Here is an 18,063-nt window from a genome sequence, read left to right on the forward strand (position 1 = left end):
CGCATCCACACATCACCAGTTGGCGGGCAGGCCGGGCGTGGTCGCGGGCAGGTCGTGGCCCGGCGGGTGGATGACGTAGACCACGCCGCCGCTGCTGGAGCCGCGCAGCCAGACGTTCTCGAAGGCGGCCCGAGGATAGACGCGGCGGACGGCGGCGTTGGTGGCCGAGGCCGGGTCGTTGGCGATGACGTCGCCATCGGCGGTGAAGCCGACCACGACCATGATGTGGCCGTTCGTGCCGTAGCCCGCGCCGGGCAGCTCGTTCTTCTTGAACGACTGCGAGGTGATGACCGGGATGCCCGCGGTGATCAGCTTCTCCAGCTCGGTGAGCGTGCGCAGCCGGGTGACGAAGCCGTCCATGCCGTAGCGGCCCGCGTAGGCGGTGTTGAACGGCCAGTTGCCGGCGCCCTGGTAGGCGTGGTCGTAGGTGTGGCGGGCGGCGTGGTCGACCTCCGGATCGGGATCCGACGGGTCGACCCAGGCGGTGTCCTCCGCGCTCGGCCAGCGGCCCCAGTAGCCGAGCACCATCGTGGTCGAGGTGGGGCTGCACCAGGCCTGGCCGCCGCCGTCCCACTCGGGGTAGTGGCCGGAGTGGACGCTCTGCGAGCGGCGCGGCACGTCCAGCTCGGAGCCCCAGGCGCCGCCGCCGGGGCTCACCGGCACGGTCTTGCGGTCGGGCACGTTGGAGGCCATGGCGCCGAGCGTGCGCACCCGAGGCACGACGGACGAGCCGGGCGCGCGGTAGAGGGTGACGCGCAGCTGGTAGGCCGAGATCTGCCTGCCCTCCGCCGCGACCAGCGTGTCGACGGCCACCCGGGCGTCGTCGTCGCCCTGGCCCGGCACCGACGTGCGGTCGATGTCGCCCTCGCCGTAGGCCCACCGGCCGAGCACGTACCACTTCGTCAGCCCGGAGGAGTTACGGGCGCGCGCCTCGACCTGCACCCAGCTGCCCGCGGGGACGTCGGCCGTCCAGGACGCGATCAGCTCGGTGGCGGTGAACTCCAGCGGCCGCTCGGGGCCGGTCCAGCGGGCGTACTCCCACGTCCTGGTGCCGAGGCGGTCGGTGTAGGAGGTGGTGCCGGCGGCGGTGGCGAAGGCGAGCCCGTCGCCCGCGCTGGTTCCCTCGGGCGTGCCGGCGGCGAAGTCGGCCCGGTCGAACACCACGTCGGCGGCGCCCGCGGCGGGCTTCTTCGGGGCGGCCTCGGCGGGCGCCGTGAGCGCGGTCGCAAGGAGGACGGTGGAGAGGAACGCGGTCAGCGTGCGCATGGACCCACCTTCGTCGGACGCGGCCTGGTCAGCCGACAGTAGGCGCGCCGCCCGGGTCACGCATCGGGGAATCTACGTAGTCACTTGTAGTGACCCTTGGCCTTCCCCTGGGGCTGTGAGTTGCCGGGCGTCTTCGTACGGGCCCGGCCGGAACCGTCGGCCGCCCGTCTGGCGGGGGACGTGGTGTGTCCGGTGACGGCGGTGCGCTGCGTGTGCTCCGTGCGGACCTGGACGCCCTGCTCGCGGGCTTCTCCGGCGCGCGGCCGCGACGAGGGCTCGGCCCTCATGACACCGCTGGGCGCGTCGGCCGTCGGCTGCGGCATCGGGTGGGCGTGCCGGCGCGGCGCGGACGCCGAGTTCAGCGACACGGTGGCGATGACGGTGGTGACCAGGGCCGCGACCGCGGCGGCCTCCCGCCACCGCGAGGCCATCAGCCGCCCGGCCCTGGCGGCCCTCGGCGCCGTCGCCGCGGTCAACGGCCGGGTCCTGGCACGCTTGGACCGGCCGGGCACCTGCCGCAGCAGCTCCTGCGCCCGCGCGGCGTCGGCGCGCTCGGACGGGTCCTTGGTCAGCATCGCCGTGATGACCGGCGCCAGCTCGCCCGCCTGCTCGAAGGGCGCCGGGTCGCGGGTGAGCACGGCGTTGAGCGTGTCGGCCCGGCTGCCGCCCTGGGCGAACGGCGCCCGCCCCTCCACGGCGGTGTAGAGCGTGGCGCCCAGGGACCACACGTCGGACAGCGCGGTCGCCCGCTCGCCGGAGGCGCGCTCGGGGGCGAGGTAGGCGGGCGTGCCCATCACCATGCCCTGCTGGGTGAGCGTGGAGTCGTCGTCGAGCGTGGTGGCCAGCCCGAAGTCGGTGAGCACGGCGTGGCCGTCGGCGGTGAGCAGGATGTTGGCCGGCTTGACGTCGCGGTGCAGCACCCCGGCGGCGTGCGCGGCGCGCAGCGCGGCCAGCACCTCCAGCCCGATCCGGGTGACGGTCGGCACCGCCAGCGCGCCGCGGTCGTAGATCTCGTCGGCCAGGCTCCGCGACCGGACCAGCTGCATGACGATCCACGGCCGGTCGTTGGCCAGCACCACGTCGTACACGGCGGCGATGTGCGGGTGGTGGAGCCGGGCGGCGATGCGCGCCTCCCGCATGGTGCGCTCGATCAGGACGTCGCGGTGCTCGGGCGGCGAGGCCGGGATGGACAGCTCCTTGATCGCCACCTCTCGGTCGAGCAGCTCGTCGTAGGCCCGCCAGACCGTGCCCATGCCGCCCCGGCCCAGCTCGGACCGCAGCCGGTAGCGTCCGGTCAGTAACCGTCCCTCGTCGCGCGCGTCGAGCATGGCAGCAGACTTACCCGACCGTCGCCGCCCCACACAACGCGTCCTCCGGACTCCGTTTGAATATCGTTGTCATGGACGCCCTGGACGGGCCCTCCGACCCGTACGCCCCGACTCTGCCGGAATCGGCCCCGGGCCGCGCTGATCCATGCATACCATTAACCGCATACTGTCCCTTGTCCTGCTTGATAATCATCCCTATGATTCGCCTAAAGACGGGCCTGTGGCACGGTTGTCTACCCTGCCCGCCAGGCTGACGAGCAGAGGATTTGGATCAGTGGGAAGAACCACCCGAGTGGGCATCGCAGTGGTCGCGGCGGCACTGCTGGCGGCGTGCGGCGGCCAGGCGGCCGCCCCTGGCGGGGGCGGCATGTCGACGGCGGCCTCGACCTGGGACGAGGTCCTGAAGAAGGCGTCTGAAGAGGGCACGGTGTCGCTGTACTCGGCCCTGCTCCCCGAGGTGAACAAGGAGCTCGAGACCCGCTTCGAGAAGACGTACCCGGACATCGACCTCAAGATCACGCGCATCGTCGGACCTGAGGTCAGCGCCAAGCTCGACGCCGAGCTCAAGTCCGGGTCGCTCGGGGCCGACATCGTCAACCACGTCAACTACGAGTGGGCGAAGACCAAGGCGGACGAGGGGCTCTTCGCCGAGCCAGTCGGCCCCAACGGCGCCGGTCCCGAATGGAAGGGCACCCCTTACCTGATCGACGATGTCCTGCAGACGTCCGCGCTCACCGCGCTCGGCATCGCGTGGAACACGGAGAAGGTGACCGACCCGCCGGCCACCTACGAGGGTCTCGTCGACCCGAAGTACGGCGGCGGCCAGCTCGGGCTCGTGGACAACCTGGCCGCTCCCATGGCCGACCTGTACGCCTGGCTCGAGGACACCTACGGCGCCGACTACCTGACGAAGCTGGCGGCGCTCAAGCCGAAGTTCTACCCGAGCGCCGTCCCGCTGCAGGAGGCGCTGCTGTCCGGCGAGATCTCCATCGCCCTGTGGGGCGCCAACTCGACGGTCAAGCCGATCAAGGCCTCGGGCGGTCCCATCGACTGGCTCATGCCCGACCCCGGCTGGGCGCCGATGAACCTGGGCTACATGTTCAAGGAGTCGAACAACCCGAACGCGGCCCAGGTGCTGTTCGACTTCATGGCGTCCGCGGAGGGCCAGGAGTCGCTGGCCAAGGACAACCTCAGCGTCCTGCCGAACGTCGCCGGCGCGGTCGAGGCCCCGAAGGAGCTCACCCTGCTCGACCTCACCCGGGCGACCAAGCCCGGCTGGCTCGGGTCGGCGCAGAGCGAGTGGAAGCAGACCTTCGGTCGCTGACGCCCGTCTCTCCCTTCTCCACCAGTCCGCTCCATCGGAGGCCGTAGTAGTGAAAAGCATCAGTGAGGCGCCGCCGGCGGCGGCCCGGCGCGGCACGGACCCGAAGGGTGGGACCAGGTCCGGCCTCTCCCGCCGGAGAGCGCTGCGCCGCCATGCCCTGCCGATCGCCGCGATCATCGTGATCGGGTACCTCGTGCTGGCGCCCCTCGTCCGCCTGCAGCTTCTCGCGCTGGCGGACGGCGGCGCCGGCTACGCCCGCGGCTTCGGCACCGCCGACATCGCGCGCACGATCCTCACGACGCTGCTGCTCGGCCTCGGCTCCCTCGTCATCGGGCTGGTGTTCGGGGCGGTGCTGGCGTGGTACTCGATCCAGCTGCCGCCCCGGGCGCGCTGGATGGCGTCGCTCCCGATCCTGCCCATCGTGGTGCCGCCGGTCGCCAGCATGATCGGGTGGGGGCTGCTCCTCGCCCCGAACTCCGGCACGGTCAACCGGTTCATCCGGTCGCTGCCCTTCTGGACCGGCGGCGACACCGGGCCGATCGACGTCTTCACCGTCCCGTGGATCGTGTTCCTGACCGCGCTCGGGCTGACGTCGTTCGTGTACGTGTTCCTGCGGGCGGGCCTGCTGCGGGTCAACTACGAGCTGGTCGAGGCCGGGCGCACGGCCGGGGACGGGCCGGTGGGCGTCTTCTTCCGCATCCTGCTGCCCGTCGTGCGGCCCTCGCTCATCTACGGCGGCGCGGTGGCGCTGCTGCTCGGCCTGGGCCAGTTCACGGCGCCCCTGCTGCTCGGCTCGATCAAGAACGTCAAGGTCCTGACGACCGAGGTGTACTTCTTCGCCAACGCCGGCCTGGCGGACTACGGCGCCGCCGCCGCGGTCGCGTCCCCGCTCCTGCTGGTCGGGTTCGGCATCGTCGCCCTGCAGCGGATGCTCCTCGGCGAGGAGCGGCGGTTCGTCACCGACGGGGGGAAGACCTCCCGCTACTCCGCGCGGCGCAGCCCGGCCGCGGTCGTCGTCATCGGGCTGTTCTCCGCCGTCGTGGCGCTGCTGCCGCTGCTGGCGCTGATCGCCGCCTCCCTGTCGCCGTTCTGGACCGGCCAGATCGACGTGAGCACGTGGAGCCTCAAGAACTTCCGCGAGCTGTGGGACACGCCGACGGCGGTCAGCGCCGTCCAGACGAGCCTCGTCGCCTCGGGCATCTCCGTGCTCGTGTCGCTGCCGATCGGGTACGTGCTGGCGGACATCCTGCACCGCCGCTCGCTCGACGCCCGCGTCCGCGCGATCGTCGACATCCTGGTCTCGCTGCCGCTGGGGGTGCCCGCGGTGGTGTTCGGCGCCGGGTTCCTGTTCACCTACACCGCGCCGCCGTTCGTCCTGTACGGCACGCCGTGGGTCCTCGTGGTGGTCTACGTGACGCTGATGCTGCCGTTCGCCACCCGCATGCAGCTCGCGGCCCGCATGTCGCTCGGCGACAGCTACCAGGAGGCCGCCCGGGTCAGCGGGGCCGGGCCGGTGCGCACGCACCTCCAGGTCGTCATCCCGATGATCCGCGGCTCGCTCGGCGGCGCGGCCGCGCTCATCTTCGTCCTGCTCACCCACGAGTTCGCCGCGTCGCTGCTGGTGCGGTCGACCCGGACCCAGGTCATGGGCACGACCCTGTACGACCTGTGGCTCAACGTTTCCTACCCTCTGGTCGCCGCCATGGGACTGGTGATGTGCCTGGTGACGGCCGCGGGCGTCATCCTCGCGGTACGGCTCGGGGGCTCCAAAGCATTGGAGAGTTTGTGATGTTCGGTATCGAGAACCTGACGAAGACCTTCGGGTCCGGAGCGGGCCGTTTCACCGCGATCGACGGGCTGAACCTCGACATCCAGGAGGGCGAGCTGGTCGTGCTCCTCGGGCAGAGCGGTTGCGGGAAGACCACGGCGCTGCGCTGCGTGGCGGGCCTGGAGAGCGCCGACGAGGGCGTGATCCGCTTCGGGGACACCGTGGTGTTCGACTCCGGCAGGGGCGTCGACGTCGCCCCGGAGAAGCGCGAGCTGGGCATGGTCTTCCAGTCGTACGCGCTGTGGCCGCACAGGACGGTGCGTCAGAACATCAGCTACCCGCTCAAGGTGCGCAAGCTGACCAAGGCGCTCAAGGAGGAGAAGTGGGTCGAGCAGGCGGCCGACCTGGTCGACTGCGGGCCCCTGCTCGACCGCTACCCGCACCAGCTGTCCGGCGGCCAGCAGCAGCGGGTGGCGCTGGCGCGCGGCCTCGTGTCACGGCCCCGCCTGGTGCTCATGGACGAGCCCCTCAGCAACCTGGACGCCCTCCTGCGGGTCCGCGTCCGCAACGAGCTGCACGAACTGCACCAGCGCCTGGGCTTCGCGGGCCTGTACGTGACCCACGACCAGTCCGAGGCGATGGCCCTCGGTGACCGGGTCGCCGTCATGAACAAGGGCCGGATCGAGCAGATCGGCACACCCCAGGACGTCTTCGAACGTCCCGAGACGTCCTACGTCGCCAACTTCGTCGGTATCACGAACGTCCTGGACCTGGTCCGCGAGGACGGCCGGTGGCGGCTCAAGGCGGCGCCCGACGAGCCCGTGGAGCCGGCGTCGCTCCCGGAGGAGCTCGGGGCGGGGTGCCAGGTGCGGTTCCGGCAGTCCGACGCCGTGATCGTGCCCGCCCCCACGTCCCGGTCGTGCCTGCGTTTCCAGGCCACCGTGGCCGACTCCGTGTACGTGGGCCGCAGCTACGACGTCAGCGTCAGCCTGGGCGACGTCCGGCTCAACGCGCGCGCGGACGCGGCCGTCGCGGCGGGTCTCGACAGGGGCAAGCCGGTCACCGTCGAGGTGCCGTGGCCGGCCTGCGTCTGGTTCGGGACCGACGGCCTGCGGGTGCCGGTGGGTGACCTCGTCCCGTCATGAGGGCCGCCGGGCCGGCATGCCGGCCCGGCCGCTCTCACGCGACGATCGCGCCGATGGCCGTCGCGTCGAAGGCCGTGTTCACGTGCGGCCGGCACCGGTTGAGAGCCAGGGGCATGTCCAGCGCGGCGACGCCGGTCACGATCCCGTCCCTGGTGTAGACCGCGAGGAAGCCGTGCTCGTCGTCGCGCAGGACGCGCAGGTCGTCCGAGGGGGCAGGGGTGCCCAGGCACTGCAGCTTGGAGCCGTGCTGATCGCTCCAGAAGTACGGGACGTCGGAGAGGCGCCGGGGCGGCGCGTCCGGCCGGGCGATGTTGTGGCCGACGACCACCGCCGTCGCGACCGCGTGGTTCCAGTGTTCGGTGCGCCCGTGGCCGGCGATGCTCGCCACGTCGCCGACGGCGTGGACTCCCTCGACGGGCGTGGCCCCGGTCTCGTCGCACGGCACCCCGGCGGCCGCGTCCAGCCCCGAACCGGCGAGCCACTCGACGTTGGGTACGCCGCCGATCGCGCCGACCACGACGTCCGTCGGCAGGGCTTCGCCGTCGTCGAGCGTGACCGTGAAGCGGCCGGCCTCCGGCTCGGCGCCTGTGATGCGACGCCCGAGACGGAGGCCGACGCCGTGCCGGCGGTGCAGCGCGGTGACGCGTTCCGCCACGGTGGGCCCCAGCGCCCAGAGCGGTGCGGACCCGGCCTCGACGACGGTTACGGACCGCCCGAGGCTCCTGGCCGCCGAGGCGATCTCCAGGCCGAGGAAGCCGGCGCCCACCACGGTGACGTGCGCCGCGGCGAGGACGGCGTCCCGTACCTTGCGGGAGTCCTCCCAGGTGCGCAGGGTCAGCACGGGCAGCGCGGGGTGGATGGCGGGCAGCGCCCGCGCCCGTACGCCCGTCGCGACCACCAGGTGCTCGAACGGCAGGCGGGCGCCGTCGGAGAGGACGAGCCGTTTGTTCTCTCCGTCCAGCCGGGTCGCGCGGACGCCGCGGATCACCTCGATGCCCTGGTCGGCGAGGGCCTCGCCGGACCGCAGCGGCGCCGGCTCCGCCGAGTCGCCGACGAGCGCCGCCTTCGACAGGGGCGGCCGGTCGTAGGGCAGCCAGGGCTCGTCACCCACGATCGTGATCGGCCCGGCATGCCCGAACCGCCGCAGGTTCTCCGCGGTGCGAAGCGCCGCGAGACCACCACCGGCGATGACGACGGGTCCTGGCATCTGCTCTCCTCGGGTGCTGTCTTGACTTTACGCCCATATCAAGGATAACAATTCCTACCATAATCATAGTTGGAGCCCAGGCGTCCGGGCTCTGGTCGTAAGCAGTGCGGAGGGGCAGGCATGACACGCTCATCTATCCTCGATCCGGAGGTCGCGGCGGATCCCCACGCCTTCTATCGGGAACTCCGCGCCGACGCCCCCGTCCTCCAGGACGCGCGGCTCGGATCGTTCCTGGTGAGCACGTACCGCGGCGTCTCCTCGGTCTACAAGGACGCGCGCTTCTCGACCCGCGCCTACACCGGGACCCTTGAGGCCATCCACGGCCGGACGGTCCTGTCGATGGACGGGCTCCTGCACGCGAAGAACCGCGCCCTGCTCACCCCGCACTTCCGCGGCCAGGGCCTCGACCGCGTGCACGCCCTCATCCACCGCACGGCCGGCAAGATCCTGGAGCAGATCGTCCCGCGCCGCGCCCAGCGGCTGGCCGACGAGATGCGCGACAGCGCGGACGGCTCGCGCGTCGACCTCGTGGCGGGGTTCGCGCATCGGTACCCGATCGCGGTGATCGCCGACATGCTCGGGCTGCCGGAGTCCGACCACGAGCTGTTCGCGGGGTGGTACGGCAAGATCATGGCGTTCGTCAGCAACCTCTCCGGCGACGAGGAGGTGCACCGTCAGGGCCTCCAGGCCAGGGCGGACCTGGCCGGCTACATGGCCCCGCTGATCGCGTACCGTCGCGAGCACCCCGGCGACGACCTGATATCGATGCTCGTCCAGTCCCAGGTGGACGACTACCGCATGACCGACGACGAGGTGCGCGCGTACATCAGCCTCCTGCTGACCGCCGGTGGCGAGACGACCGACAAGGCGTTCGGGAGCCTGTGCAAGAACCTGCTGGTCGGCGGCGAGTGGGCCCGGGTGCGCGACAACCGCGCCCTGGTGGACGCGGCGATCGCCGAGACGCTGCGCTTCTCCCCGCCCAGCCAGATCACCACCCGCATGTGCGAGGAGGACGTCGAGCTGGAGGGCGTCCAGGTGCCCGCCGGGTCGACCATGCTGCTGATCGCGGCCTCGGCCAACCGGGACGAGTCGCGCTTCGAGAGGTCCGAGGAGTTCGTCATCGGCCGCCCCGACCTCGACCCGGGCCGGGCCTTCAGCGGAGCGGCGGGCCACCTCTCCTTCGGCACGGGCCGCCACTTCTGCCTCGGCGCGATGCTCGCCAAGACGGAGATGGAGGTCGGGCTCAACCTGCTCCTCGACTCGTTCCCCGGCATGCGGCTGGCCGACGACGCCGAGCCGGTCGACGTCGGCCTGCGCACCCGCGGCCCGCGCGACCTCTACGTGAACCTGGCCGCATGAGCAGGCTCGACGGCAAGGTGGCGCTCGTGTCGGGCGGCGCGGCGGGCCTCGGCGCGGCCTACTGCCGGGCTCTTGCCGCCGAAGGCGCGCGGGTCGTGGTGACCGACGTGGCCGCCGAGGCGGCGCGGGCGGTCGCCGGGGACTGCGGGCCGCACGCCTCGTCCGTGGCGCTCGACGTCGTGGACGAGTCCGCGTGGGCTGCCGCGACCGACCACTGCCGCCGGCGCTACGGGCGCCTCGACGTGCTGGTCAACAACGCCGGCATCGTGCACAGGACCGCCCTCATGGAGACGGACGCGGCATCCTTCCAGCGGGTGCTGGAGGTGAACGCGTTCGGCACGTTCCTGGGCATGAAGGCGGTCGTCCCCCTCATGCGCGAAGGCGGCGGCGGCTCCATCGTCAACGTGTCGAGCACGGCCGGGGTGACCGGCTTCCCCGGCATCATCGGCTACACGGCAGGCAAGTGGGCGGTGCGCGGGATGACCAAGGCCGCCGCCGTCGAGCTCGCCCCGTACGGGGTGCGCGTGAACACGATCGTGCCCGGCCTCGTCGAGACCCCCATGACCGCCGGCTTCGCCGGCCCGGGCGGCAGCCTGCGGCGGAAGAAGGGGTCGGTGGACGAGGTCGCGCCGTTGGTCGTGTTCCTCGCCTCGGACGAGTCGGCTTTCTGCACGGGCGCCGACTTCGTCGCCGACGGCGGCGAGACCGCGGCGACACCCGCCGTGCGGAGTTCCCATGAGGTTCGGCAGGAAGGGACGCTGATGAGCGCCTACAAGATAGAAGTGGACCTGGACCAGTGCCAGGCGCACGGGATGTGCGTCGCCACGGCGCCCGGGCTGTTCGGGATGAGGCCCGACGACTCGAAGGCGATGCCGCTGGCCGACGTCGTGAGCGGTCCGGAGGCCGAGGAGGCGGGCCTGGCGGCCGAAGGGTGCCCCGAGCTCGCGATCACGCTCAGACCGCTCGGCGACTGACAGAGGGAGGAGCCATGCCCGACTGGGCCGCACTCAACACCCTCCTCGGTGACTTCGCCTGGGGTCTCGACACGAAGGACCCGGACGCGGTCCTGGCCTGCTACTGGCCGGGGGCGCGCTACAGCGTCCAGGCCGCCGACGGCACGCTCCACGGCCCCCACGAGGGCCACGACGCGATCCGCGCGCACTTCGGCGGGACGATCGGCCGGCAGACGGACACCCGGCGGCACGTGATCACCAATGTCCGCGTCGCCTCCGTCGCGGGTGCCACCTCGACGGTCGCCGCCTACCTGACGCTCATGGTCACCGTCGACGGGGTGCTGCGGCCGAGGTGCACCGGGACCTACCGCTTCGTCGTCCGGGAGGAGGGCGGCGAGCTCAGGTTCGACGAGAGCTCCGTCACCCTCGACGGCGCGTTCTGACGCCTTCAGCCGGGGTGCTCCAGCAGGTAGTCGCGGAGCACCACGGCCTGGTTGTGCTCGGTGTCCTTGGCCGAGTAGAGCAGGGTCACCGGCCCTTCGGCGGCGGCGTCGAGCAGCGGGCGCAGCGACTCGCGGCCGGCGTCCAGCTCGGCCCGGTAGCGTACGGCGAACTCGGCGAACCGCTCGGGCCGGTGGCCGAACCACTGGCGCAGTTCCTTCGACGGCGCGGCGTCCCGCAGCCAGCCGTCGAGCCGCAGGTCGTCCTTGCGCACGCCGCGCGGCCACACCCGGTCCACCAGGAACACGGCGCCCTCGGCCGGCCGGTCTTCGTACACGCGCTGGATGGTGATGGATCCCACGTCTGCTCGCCTACCCTCTTCCGGCCAGGACACCACGCGGTGGCCGGGAGAAGGTAGGGGCGGACGGCGTACGGACGGGTGCCGAAGGTCCCATCGAGCCGGGGTCGTACGGCTCTGCCCGCGTGATCGCCGGTGCGGTGAACTGTAACCAGCAGCAGGCACCCCTGAAAGGACAGGAGCCATGGCCACCACGTACGACCGCCCCACGGCACGCAGGATCCCGGTGCAGATTCCCGAGGCGCACACCCGCCGCCCCGTCGACTACGTGTGGGCCATCGCCCGGATCGCACTGGGCTGGACCTTCCTGTGGGCCTTCCTCGACAAGACCTTCGGCCTGGGCTTCGCCACCACGGCCGAGAAGGCCTGGCTGGCGGGCGGCAGCCCGACCACCGGCTTCCTGAAGGGCACCGAGGAGAACGCGCTCGGCGGCTTCTTCACCGCACTCGCCGGACACGCCTGGGTCGACTGGCTGTTCATGCTCGGCCTCCTCGGCATCGGCCTCGCGCTCATGCTCGGCATCGGCACCCGGGTCGCGGCGGTCGCCGGCGGCCTGATGATGGTGATGATGTGGGCGGCGGCGCTGCCCCTGACCACCAACCCCTTCATGGACGAGCACCTCATCTACACCGTCGTCCTGGCCGGTCTGGCCATGGCCAACGCGGGCGAAACCCTCGGCCTCGGCAAGACGGCCATCGTCCAGCGGTACCCGATACTCAGGTAACCCCTTCCCCACCGGAGCCCGGTCCTCGTCAGAGGGCCGGGCTTCCGCCTTGACGTTTCCCGGTGGCGGCCTCGGATAGAGGAAGCCCGGAGTTCTTTCATCGAGAAGGATGGGGGCCGGCCATGGGCGCCGACGACAAGATTTCCAACAAGGCCGAAGAGATGAAGGGCCGTGCCAAGGAAGGCATGGGCCGCGCCACGGACGACGAGCGTCTTGAGGCGGAGGGCCGCGCCGACCAGAGCAAGAGCAAGGTCAAGCAGGCCGGTGAGAAGGCCAAGGACGCCGCCAAGCACGTCAAGGACGCCTTCAAGCACTGACCGCACGGCACTGAGGACACGCGGGCCGCCGCCGGATCGACCGGGGCGGCCCTGCCCATGACCGGATTCTGTCGGTGCGGCAGGCTACGTTGCCAGTGTCATGAACGGGACGGCACGCGATCTCATCGGCAGGGACCACCCCGCCGGGCTGCTGCGTGCCGAGATCGGCCGGGTGATCGACAGCCACGGGGGGCTGGTGCTGGTCACCGGCGAGGCCGGCATCGGCAAGACCACGCTCGTCAGCAGCGCGGCGGCGCAGGCCCGCGGCAGGGGAGCGCTGGTCGCGGCGGGCTCCTGCTGGGAGGCCGGCAGCGCGCCGGGCTACTGGCCGTGGGTGCAGGCGCTGCGCGCCCTGCGCCGCGCCGCCGGGCCCGAGCGGTGGGCGGAGGCCAGGCAGTCCGCCGGCGACGTGCTGGCCGTGCTGCTCGGCGAGGCCGCGGCGGGGGAGACGGCGCCCGACGGCTTCCAGGTCTACGACGCCGTCACCGACGCCCTGGTGGTGCTGGCGCAGCGGCAGCCGGTGGTCGTCGTCCTCGACGACCTCCACTTCGCCGACCCCGCCTCGCTGCGGCTGCTCGCGTTCGCGGCCCAGCAGACCTGGTTCGAGCGGCTGCTGCTGATCGGCACCTACCGCGACACCGAGGTCGAGGCCGCCGACCACCCGCTGCGCGAGCTGTTGTCACCGCTCGCGCTCAAGGCCACCACCATCACCCTCACCGGTCTCGACGCGGCCGGCGTGGCCGCGCTCATGACCCGCACCGTCGGCGCCGACCCGCCGCCCGACCTGGTCTCCGAGGTCCACGTCCGCACGGGCGGCAACCCGTTCTTCGTCGAGCAGACCGCCCGCCTGTGGCACAGCGGCGGCTCGGCCGGCGCCGTCCCCCCGGGCGTGCGCGACGCCCTGCTGCGGCGGCTCTCCCTGCTGCCCGAGCCCGTCTCGCGGCTGCTGCCGATCGCCGCCGTGCTCGGCAGGCGCTTCCCCCGGCAGCTGCTGGCCGCCGCCGCCCGGCAGCCGACCGCGCACGTCGACCGGCTCCTGGAGCTGGCGGTCGTCGCCAAGCTGGTGACCGCCGAAGGCGGCGGGGTCTTCGCCTTCGCCCACGACCTCGTCCGCGAGACCCTGTACGACTCGCTCGACGACCCGGGCGCCCTGCACGGCGCCGTCGTCGACGCCGTCGACCGCGACCCCGGCCTGGCCGCCCGGATGCTGCCGGGCCACCTGGCCCGCCACGCCCACCTGGCCGGTGACCGGGTCGACCCCGAGCGGGTGGTCGAGCTCCAGCTCGCCGCCGCCCGCGACGCCGGCCGCCGCATCGCGGCCGAGGAGCATCTCGGCCACCTGCGCCGTGCCCACCAGCTGAGCCGCGCCACCTCTCCCCGCACCCGCGCCAAGGCGGCGCTCAGCCTCGGCTTCGAGCTGTCCCACGTCGGCGAGCGCGAGACCGCGCGGCGGCTGTTCGGCGAGGCCTGGGCCATCGCCCGCGAGCTGGACGACCGCGAGCTGCTCACCCGCGTCGCGCTCACCTGGCTGCGCAAGTTCGGGCTGTCCGACGCGCTGCCGCACCTCCGCGAGGCGCACGCCGCGCTCGTCGGCGGCGCCGCGCCCGACGACCGGCTCGCGCTCGACCTCGTCTTCCACCTCGCTGCCCGGGCGCGCGCCGGCGGCGACGACGACGCGCTGGTCTTCAGCCTCTGGGCACACCACGACATCCTCAAAGGGCCCGACACCGCCGGAGAGCGGATGCGGCTGGTGGAGGAGCTGATCGGCCTGGCCCGGCGCACCGGCGACCCCGAGCTCGAACACTTCGCCTCCGCGCTGCGCTGGGTCGCCATGATCGAGCAGGGCGACCCGGGCTACCTCGACCGGTTCCACGACTACCAGGCTCTAGGGCGGCGCAGCGAGCTGCCCAGCGTCGACCTCAACACCGCCGTCGACGCCAGCATCGTCGCCGCGCTCGGCGGTCGCCTGGCCGAGGCGGAGAAGCTGCTGGCCGAGGTGCGCGACAGCGACGCCAGGAAACACCCCCACTACATCGACATGCTCCTCCACCACCAGTGGTCGATCCTGTCGCTGCAGGGCAGGTTCGGCGAGCAGGAGGAGGTCGTCCGGCTGCTCCGGGGCAGCGGCCACCTCTGCCCCGGCCTGCTGGAAGGCCTGACCGCGCTCCACACCGGCGACCTCGACACGGCGCTGCGCCGGCTGGCCGAGGGCGAGCCGCGCAACCGCATCGCCCAGCCGCTGTGGCTGCGCTTCCTGGCGGAGACGGCGGCCGCGGCCCACGACCCCGACCTGTGCGCGCGGGCCCGCGCCGCGCTGGAGCCGCACCGCGGGCGGTGGGCGGTCTCGCTCATGGGCTGGGACGTCAGCGGGCCGTTCGACCTGTGGCTGGCGCTCATCGACGCGGCCGACGAGCGCTGGGACGAGGCGATCGCCGGCTTCACCGCCGCCCAGCGGTCGGCCGACCGCATGCGCGCCCGCCCGTGGTCGGTGCTGGCCCGCGTCCACCTGGCCGACGCTCTCTTGTCCCGCGCCGCCCCGGGCGACCTCCCCGCGGCCCGCGCCCTCCTGGAACACGCGGGCCAGGAGGCGACGACCCTGGGCATGCGCCACCTGACGGCCCGCGTCCATGACCTCCTCCCGGACACCACCCCTGCTTCCCCGGCACCGCCGGGCACCGACGAATCCGACGGCGCTGGCCGGTCGGGGGATGCCGGTGGGGTGTTGGGCGCCGGCTGGTCGGGGGCTGGTGAGGTGGTGGGCGCTGGCCGGTCAGGGGATGTCGGTGAGCTGCTGGGCGCAAGCCTGTCCGGGGATGCCGATGTAGTGAGGGGCGCTGGTCAGTCAAGGGGCGCCGGTGAGGTAACCGGCGCTGGTCGGTCGGGGGATGACGGTGAGGTGACCGGCGCTGGCCGGTCAGGGGGTGCCAGTGAGGTGACGGGCGCGAGTCTGTCCGGGAGTGCCGGTGTAGTGAGGGGCGCTGGCCGGTCGGGGGATACCGGTGAAGTGATGGGCGCGGGTCAATCCGGGGGTGCCGGTGAAGACACGGGCGCGGGTCTGTCTGGGAGTGCCGGTTCGGTGCTGGGCGGGCACTCGTCGAGGAGTGCCCGTTCGCGGGCAGGGCCGTCCGAGGGCTCGGGTGTGGGTCCTTCGGTGGGTGCACGCCCTGTGGCTGGGGTCGGGCCGGGTGATGCGGCTGTCGGGTTCGACGGTGCGTACGGTGCGGCGGGTCGGGGCCCAGGAGGTGGCGGTCCGAGGTTCAGCAGGGAGGGGGCCGTCTGGTCGCTGGTGTTCGCCGGGCGGGCGGTGCACGTGCCCGACGCGAAAGGGCTGCGCGACCTGCACACGCTGCTGGGCAGCCCGGGGACCGACATGCCGGCCGTACGGTTGCTCGATCCGGAGGGCGGCGAGCTGGTGGTGGCCGCCCGGCGGATGGGCGGTGACGACGTCCTCGACGAGGAGGCCAAGGCCCGTTACCGGCACCACCTGACCCTGCTGGACGAGGAGATCGACCGCGCGACCGAGCTGGGCGACGACCGGCGGGCCGCCGAGCTCGACGGCGAGCGCGCGGCCCTGCTGGAGGAGCTGCGCCGCGCGGCCGGCCTAGGCGGGCGCTCCCGCCGCCTGGGCGACGAGGCCGAACGCGCCCGCAAAACGGTCACGGCCCGCATCCGCGACGTGCTGCGCAAGCTCGACCGCGCCCACCCCGAGCTGGCCGCCCACCTCCGCGCCACGGTCTCCACCGGCTCCACCTGCCGCTACCAACCCGACACCCCCATCACCTGGCGCCTGTGACGACGCGGCGGTCAGGTGACGCTGCGGTGCAGGTGGGTGGGGCAGGACCCCGGCACCCGCGCCTGTGACACTGCGGCGGTCAGGTGACGCTGCGGTGCAGGTGGGTGGGGTAGAACCCGGCACCCACGCCCGTAATACTGCGGCGGTCAGGTGATGCTGTGGTGCAGGTGGGTGGGGTAGGACCTCGACACCCCCCTGTCACTAGGCGTCTGTGACGCGCGGTGGTCAGGTGGCGTAGGTGGGTGGTAGGACCCGAATACCCGCGCCTGTGACGCTGTGGGGGTCAGGTGATGCTGCGGCGGAGGTGGGTGCGGTAGGAGTAGTGCTCCGGGAGGAAGTGGCTGATCGCCAGCTCGACCGGGGTGCCTTCGGTGTCGTGGTAGAGGCGGTCGATCCGCAGGAGTGGGTGGCCGGGGGCGCAGCCGAGGTGGCGGGCCGTGGCCGGGTCGGCGGCGGCGACGGTGATGCTCTGGTCGGCCTCCGCGATGGGCGCGCCGAGCCGGGTGTCGAGCAGCCCGATGACGGTGAACGCGCTGGTGGCTCCCTCGGCCGCCAGCTCCGGCACGTCCCGTAGCAGTCCGCCCACGTGCGGCGGCAGGAACACGGTGGTGAGGCAGAACGGCACCGCGTCGTGCAGCCGCCGGAACGCCAGGCTGCTCACGGCGTCGCTGGCCAGCCGGAGCCGGCCGGCCGCCGCCACGTCCACCCGCCGGTGCAGCGGCACGGTGATGTCCATCCGCGTGTCCACCGACAGCGCCATGAGGTCCTCGACCGAGCCGAACTGGCGCAGGTAGGTGCCTTCGCGCGGGCTGGCGAACGTGCCCCGCCCGGGGACCCTGTAGACCAGGCCCTCGGCGACCAGGTCCTGGAACGCGCGTCGTACCGTCTGCCTGCTCACCCCGTGACGTTCGGCGAGCTCGGCCTCGGTGGGGAGCCGCCGCCCGTCCGCGTAGCGGCCCGACAGGATGTCGCCGCGGACCTCGCGGGCGAGCGCGCTGTAGCTGCTCTCCCTGCGCCCGGTGCTCGCCATCGCCCGACCTCCCGTCGACCCCGCGGCAGCCTACCGGCCCGCGCCGGCTTTCCGATCACGCGAGCACCGCCGCGAAACGCCAGTCGAGGACGTCGGTGGAGCGGTTGGCGCGGACCCGCGAGCGCAGGTGCGCCAGCGTGCCGGACGGCAGCGGGTCCAGCCGCTCGACCTCGACGGTGCTGGTGAGCGTGTCGTTCTCGCGCACCGGGCCGAGGTGGTCGCAGCCGTGCCAGCCGACGACGGTGACCAGCGAGGGCAGCGCCCGCACGGCCTGGTGGAGCGCGATCCCGATGGTGTGCCCGCCGTAGACCAGGCGCTCGCCCGCCGCCGCGTCGTGGTGCACCTTGGCGACGTTGAGCGTGAGCCGGGCCAGCTCGGGGGCCGACGAGACCACGTCGCCGCCCGCCACCTCGAACACGTCGCCGGCGCTCAACGCCCCGCCCTGGGGGTGGGCGGACAGGTCCCAGCCGGCCGTCACCGCGGCCAGCTCGTCGTGCCCCGGCGCGGCGCCGACGGCCGACAGGTCCTCGGCGTGGCCGGTGTCGAGGTCGCCGTCGCGCAGCGGCAGCATCGCGCACCGCCAGAAGTCGAGGACCGGGCGGCCCTCCTGGTCGGTGGTGCTGATCCGGAGGGCGGCCAGCCCGGTCGGCGCGCGGCCGGGGCGGCGCGAGTTCTGCCGCAGCCCGGCCACCTCGGTCACCGTCGTGAGCGTGTCGCCGATCGCGGGCGCCCGCCGGAACACCACGCCTCGGTAGAACAGGTTGGCCACCACGGTGTGGGTGGCGACCGTGGACTGGCCGATGGCGACGTCCCAGACCAGGTGGGGCGCGGCGAGGGCCGCGCCGGCGACCCGGCGCGACAGGCCGTGGTCGAGCGCCAGCGGCAGCCGGCAGCCGACGATCGCCTGGTGGGCCGCCGCCAGCCCTTCGGTGAGCGTGATGGCCGGGGCGCCGTCGAACCGCATCCCGGCGCGCAGGTCCTCGAAGTACGGGCCGTCCACGATCGCCACCGGCTGTCTCCTGCTCTCGTGCGGAAATATACGGCCAAATC

At 72.8% G+C, this 18,063-nt stretch carries 15 protein-coding genes; 9 read left to right on the forward strand and 6 right to left on the reverse strand.

Features of this window, described 5'->3' with window-relative positions:
* Positions 1–12: 12 nt before the first annotated feature.
* Positions 13–1,266, reverse strand: coding sequence for a C39 family peptidase (locus ABD999_RS10500; RefSeq protein ID WP_271276798.1), 1,254 nt, complete (start codon positions 1,264–1,266; stop codon positions 13–15).
* 80 nt (positions 1,267–1,346) lie between these two features.
* Positions 1,347–2,594, reverse strand: a complete 1,248-nt coding sequence (locus ABD999_RS10505; protein WP_271276799.1) for a serine/threonine-protein kinase — start codon at positions 2,592–2,594, stop codon at positions 1,347–1,349.
* Positions 2,595–2,886: 292 nt separating this feature from the next.
* Between ABD999_RS10505 and ABD999_RS10510 the strand changes: the two genes are divergently transcribed.
* From ABD999_RS10510 to ABD999_RS10520, 3 genes are read left to right on the forward strand one after another with little or no spacing between them, the layout of a single operon-like run.
* Positions 2,887–3,918 (forward strand): ABC transporter substrate-binding protein, encoded by a 1,032-nt coding sequence (locus ABD999_RS10510; RefSeq protein WP_271276800.1) that lies wholly within the window; start codon positions 2,887–2,889, stop codon positions 3,916–3,918.
* 49 nt (positions 3,919–3,967) lie between these two features.
* Positions 3,968–5,707, forward strand: coding sequence for an ABC transporter permease (locus ABD999_RS10515; RefSeq protein WP_271276801.1), 1,740 nt, complete (start codon positions 3,968–3,970; stop codon positions 5,705–5,707).
* Complete coding sequence (locus ABD999_RS10520; RefSeq protein WP_271276802.1) at positions 5,707–6,831, forward strand: ABC transporter ATP-binding protein; 1,125 nt, start codon at positions 5,707–5,709, stop codon at positions 6,829–6,831. The genes ABD999_RS10515 and ABD999_RS10520 overlap by 1 nt, the downstream gene beginning before the upstream one ends.
* Before the next feature lie 34 nt (positions 6,832–6,865).
* Here ABD999_RS10520 and ABD999_RS10525 read toward each other — a convergent pair whose 3' ends face one another.
* The gene (locus tag ABD999_RS10525; protein ID WP_271276803.1) at positions 6,866–8,038 is read right to left on the reverse strand and encodes an NAD(P)/FAD-dependent oxidoreductase; all 1,173 of its coding nucleotides are present in this window, start codon (positions 8,036–8,038) and stop codon (positions 6,866–6,868) included.
* 120 nt (positions 8,039–8,158) lie between these two features.
* Between ABD999_RS10525 and ABD999_RS10530 the strand changes: the two genes are divergently transcribed.
* Genes ABD999_RS10530 through ABD999_RS10540 form a run of 3 tightly spaced genes read left to right on the forward strand, consistent with a single transcriptional unit; the run spans position 8,159 to position 10,793 of the window.
* Positions 8,159–9,397 carry a cytochrome P450 gene (locus ABD999_RS10530; RefSeq protein ID WP_271276804.1) on the forward strand — a complete coding sequence of 413 codons (1,239 nt, stop codon included), beginning with the start codon at positions 8,159–8,161 and terminating at the stop codon, positions 9,395–9,397.
* Positions 9,394–10,371 carry an SDR family oxidoreductase gene (locus ABD999_RS10535; RefSeq protein ID WP_271276805.1) on the forward strand — a complete coding sequence of 326 codons (978 nt, stop codon included), beginning with the start codon at positions 9,394–9,396 and terminating at the stop codon, positions 10,369–10,371. Before ABD999_RS10530 ends, ABD999_RS10535 begins: the two co-directional genes overlap by 4 nt.
* A gap of 14 nt (positions 10,372–10,385) precedes the next feature.
* Positions 10,386–10,793: a nuclear transport factor 2 family protein gene (locus ABD999_RS10540; RefSeq protein WP_271276806.1), complete on the forward strand. Its 408-nt coding sequence runs from the start codon at positions 10,386–10,388 to the stop codon at positions 10,791–10,793.
* Between the two features lie 5 nt (positions 10,794–10,798).
* On the opposite strand, the gene ABD999_RS10545 is transcribed toward ABD999_RS10540, so the two are convergent.
* Positions 10,799–11,152 carry a DUF488 domain-containing protein gene (locus ABD999_RS10545; protein WP_261808945.1) on the reverse strand — a complete coding sequence of 118 codons (354 nt, stop codon included), beginning with the start codon at positions 11,150–11,152 and terminating at the stop codon, positions 10,799–10,801.
* Positions 11,153–11,333: 181 nt separating this feature from the next.
* Between ABD999_RS10545 and ABD999_RS10550 the strand changes: the two genes are divergently transcribed.
* From ABD999_RS10550 to ABD999_RS10560, 3 genes are all read left to right on the forward strand, one after another.
* Positions 11,334–11,873 (forward strand): DoxX family membrane protein, encoded by a 540-nt coding sequence (locus tag ABD999_RS10550; protein WP_271276807.1) that lies wholly within the window; start codon positions 11,334–11,336, stop codon positions 11,871–11,873.
* 122 nt (positions 11,874–11,995) lie between these two features.
* A complete protein-coding gene (locus ABD999_RS10555; RefSeq protein ID WP_271276808.1) occupies positions 11,996–12,190 on the forward strand; it encodes a CsbD family protein in 195 nt (64 codons plus the stop codon).
* A 100-nt stretch (positions 12,191–12,290) separates the two neighbouring features.
* A complete protein-coding gene (locus ABD999_RS10560) occupies positions 12,291–15,983 on the forward strand; it encodes an AAA family ATPase (protein ID WP_271276809.1) in 3,693 nt (1,230 codons plus the stop codon).
* Positions 15,984–16,266: 283 nt separating this feature from the next.
* Here ABD999_RS10560 and ABD999_RS10565 read toward each other — a convergent pair whose 3' ends face one another.
* Both ABD999_RS10565 and ABD999_RS10570 read right to left on the reverse strand, forming a co-directional pair.
* Positions 16,267–17,013 (reverse strand): GntR family transcriptional regulator, encoded by a 747-nt coding sequence (locus ABD999_RS10565; RefSeq protein ID WP_271276810.1) that lies wholly within the window; start codon positions 17,011–17,013, stop codon positions 16,267–16,269.
* A 55-nt stretch (positions 17,014–17,068) separates the two neighbouring features.
* Positions 17,069–18,022, reverse strand: a complete 954-nt coding sequence (locus ABD999_RS10570; RefSeq protein ID WP_261808944.1) for a MaoC family dehydratase — start codon at positions 18,020–18,022, stop codon at positions 17,069–17,071.
* Between the last annotated feature and the right edge of the window lie 41 nt (positions 18,023–18,063).

The organism is Nonomuraea ferruginea (assembly GCF_039540635.1).
GTDB lineage: Bacteria > Actinomycetota > Actinomycetes > Streptosporangiales > Streptosporangiaceae > Nonomuraea > Nonomuraea ferruginea.

Excerpts from the sequence above, each read along its gene's own strand:
- ABD999_RS10500 (WP_271276798.1), bottom strand. The coding sequence starts at position 1,266 with ATGCGCACGCTGACCGCGTTCCTCTCCACCGTCCTCCTTGCGACCGCG.
- ABD999_RS10505 (WP_271276799.1), bottom strand. The coding sequence starts at position 2,594 with ATGCTCGACGCGCGCGACGAGGGACGGTTACTGACCGGACGCTACCGG.
- ABD999_RS10520 (WP_271276802.1), top strand. The coding sequence starts at position 5,707 with ATGTTCGGTATCGAGAACCTGACGAAGACCTTCGGGTCCGGAGCGGGC.
- ABD999_RS10525 (WP_271276803.1), bottom strand. The coding sequence starts at position 8,038 with ATGCCAGGACCCGTCGTCATCGCCGGTGGTGGTCTCGCGGCGCTTCGC.
- ABD999_RS10530 (WP_271276804.1), top strand. The coding sequence starts at position 8,159 with ATGACACGCTCATCTATCCTCGATCCGGAGGTCGCGGCGGATCCCCAC.
- ABD999_RS10535 (WP_271276805.1), top strand. The coding sequence starts at position 9,394 with ATGAGCAGGCTCGACGGCAAGGTGGCGCTCGTGTCGGGCGGCGCGGCG.
- ABD999_RS10540 (WP_271276806.1), top strand. The coding sequence starts at position 10,386 with ATGCCCGACTGGGCCGCACTCAACACCCTCCTCGGTGACTTCGCCTGG.
- ABD999_RS10550 (WP_271276807.1), top strand. The coding sequence starts at position 11,334 with ATGGCCACCACGTACGACCGCCCCACGGCACGCAGGATCCCGGTGCAG.
- ABD999_RS10555 (WP_271276808.1), top strand. The coding sequence starts at position 11,996 with ATGGGCGCCGACGACAAGATTTCCAACAAGGCCGAAGAGATGAAGGGC.
- ABD999_RS10560 (WP_271276809.1), top strand. The coding sequence starts at position 12,291 with ATGAACGGGACGGCACGCGATCTCATCGGCAGGGACCACCCCGCCGGG.
- ABD999_RS10565 (WP_271276810.1), bottom strand. The coding sequence starts at position 17,013 with ATGGCGAGCACCGGGCGCAGGGAGAGCAGCTACAGCGCGCTCGCCCGC.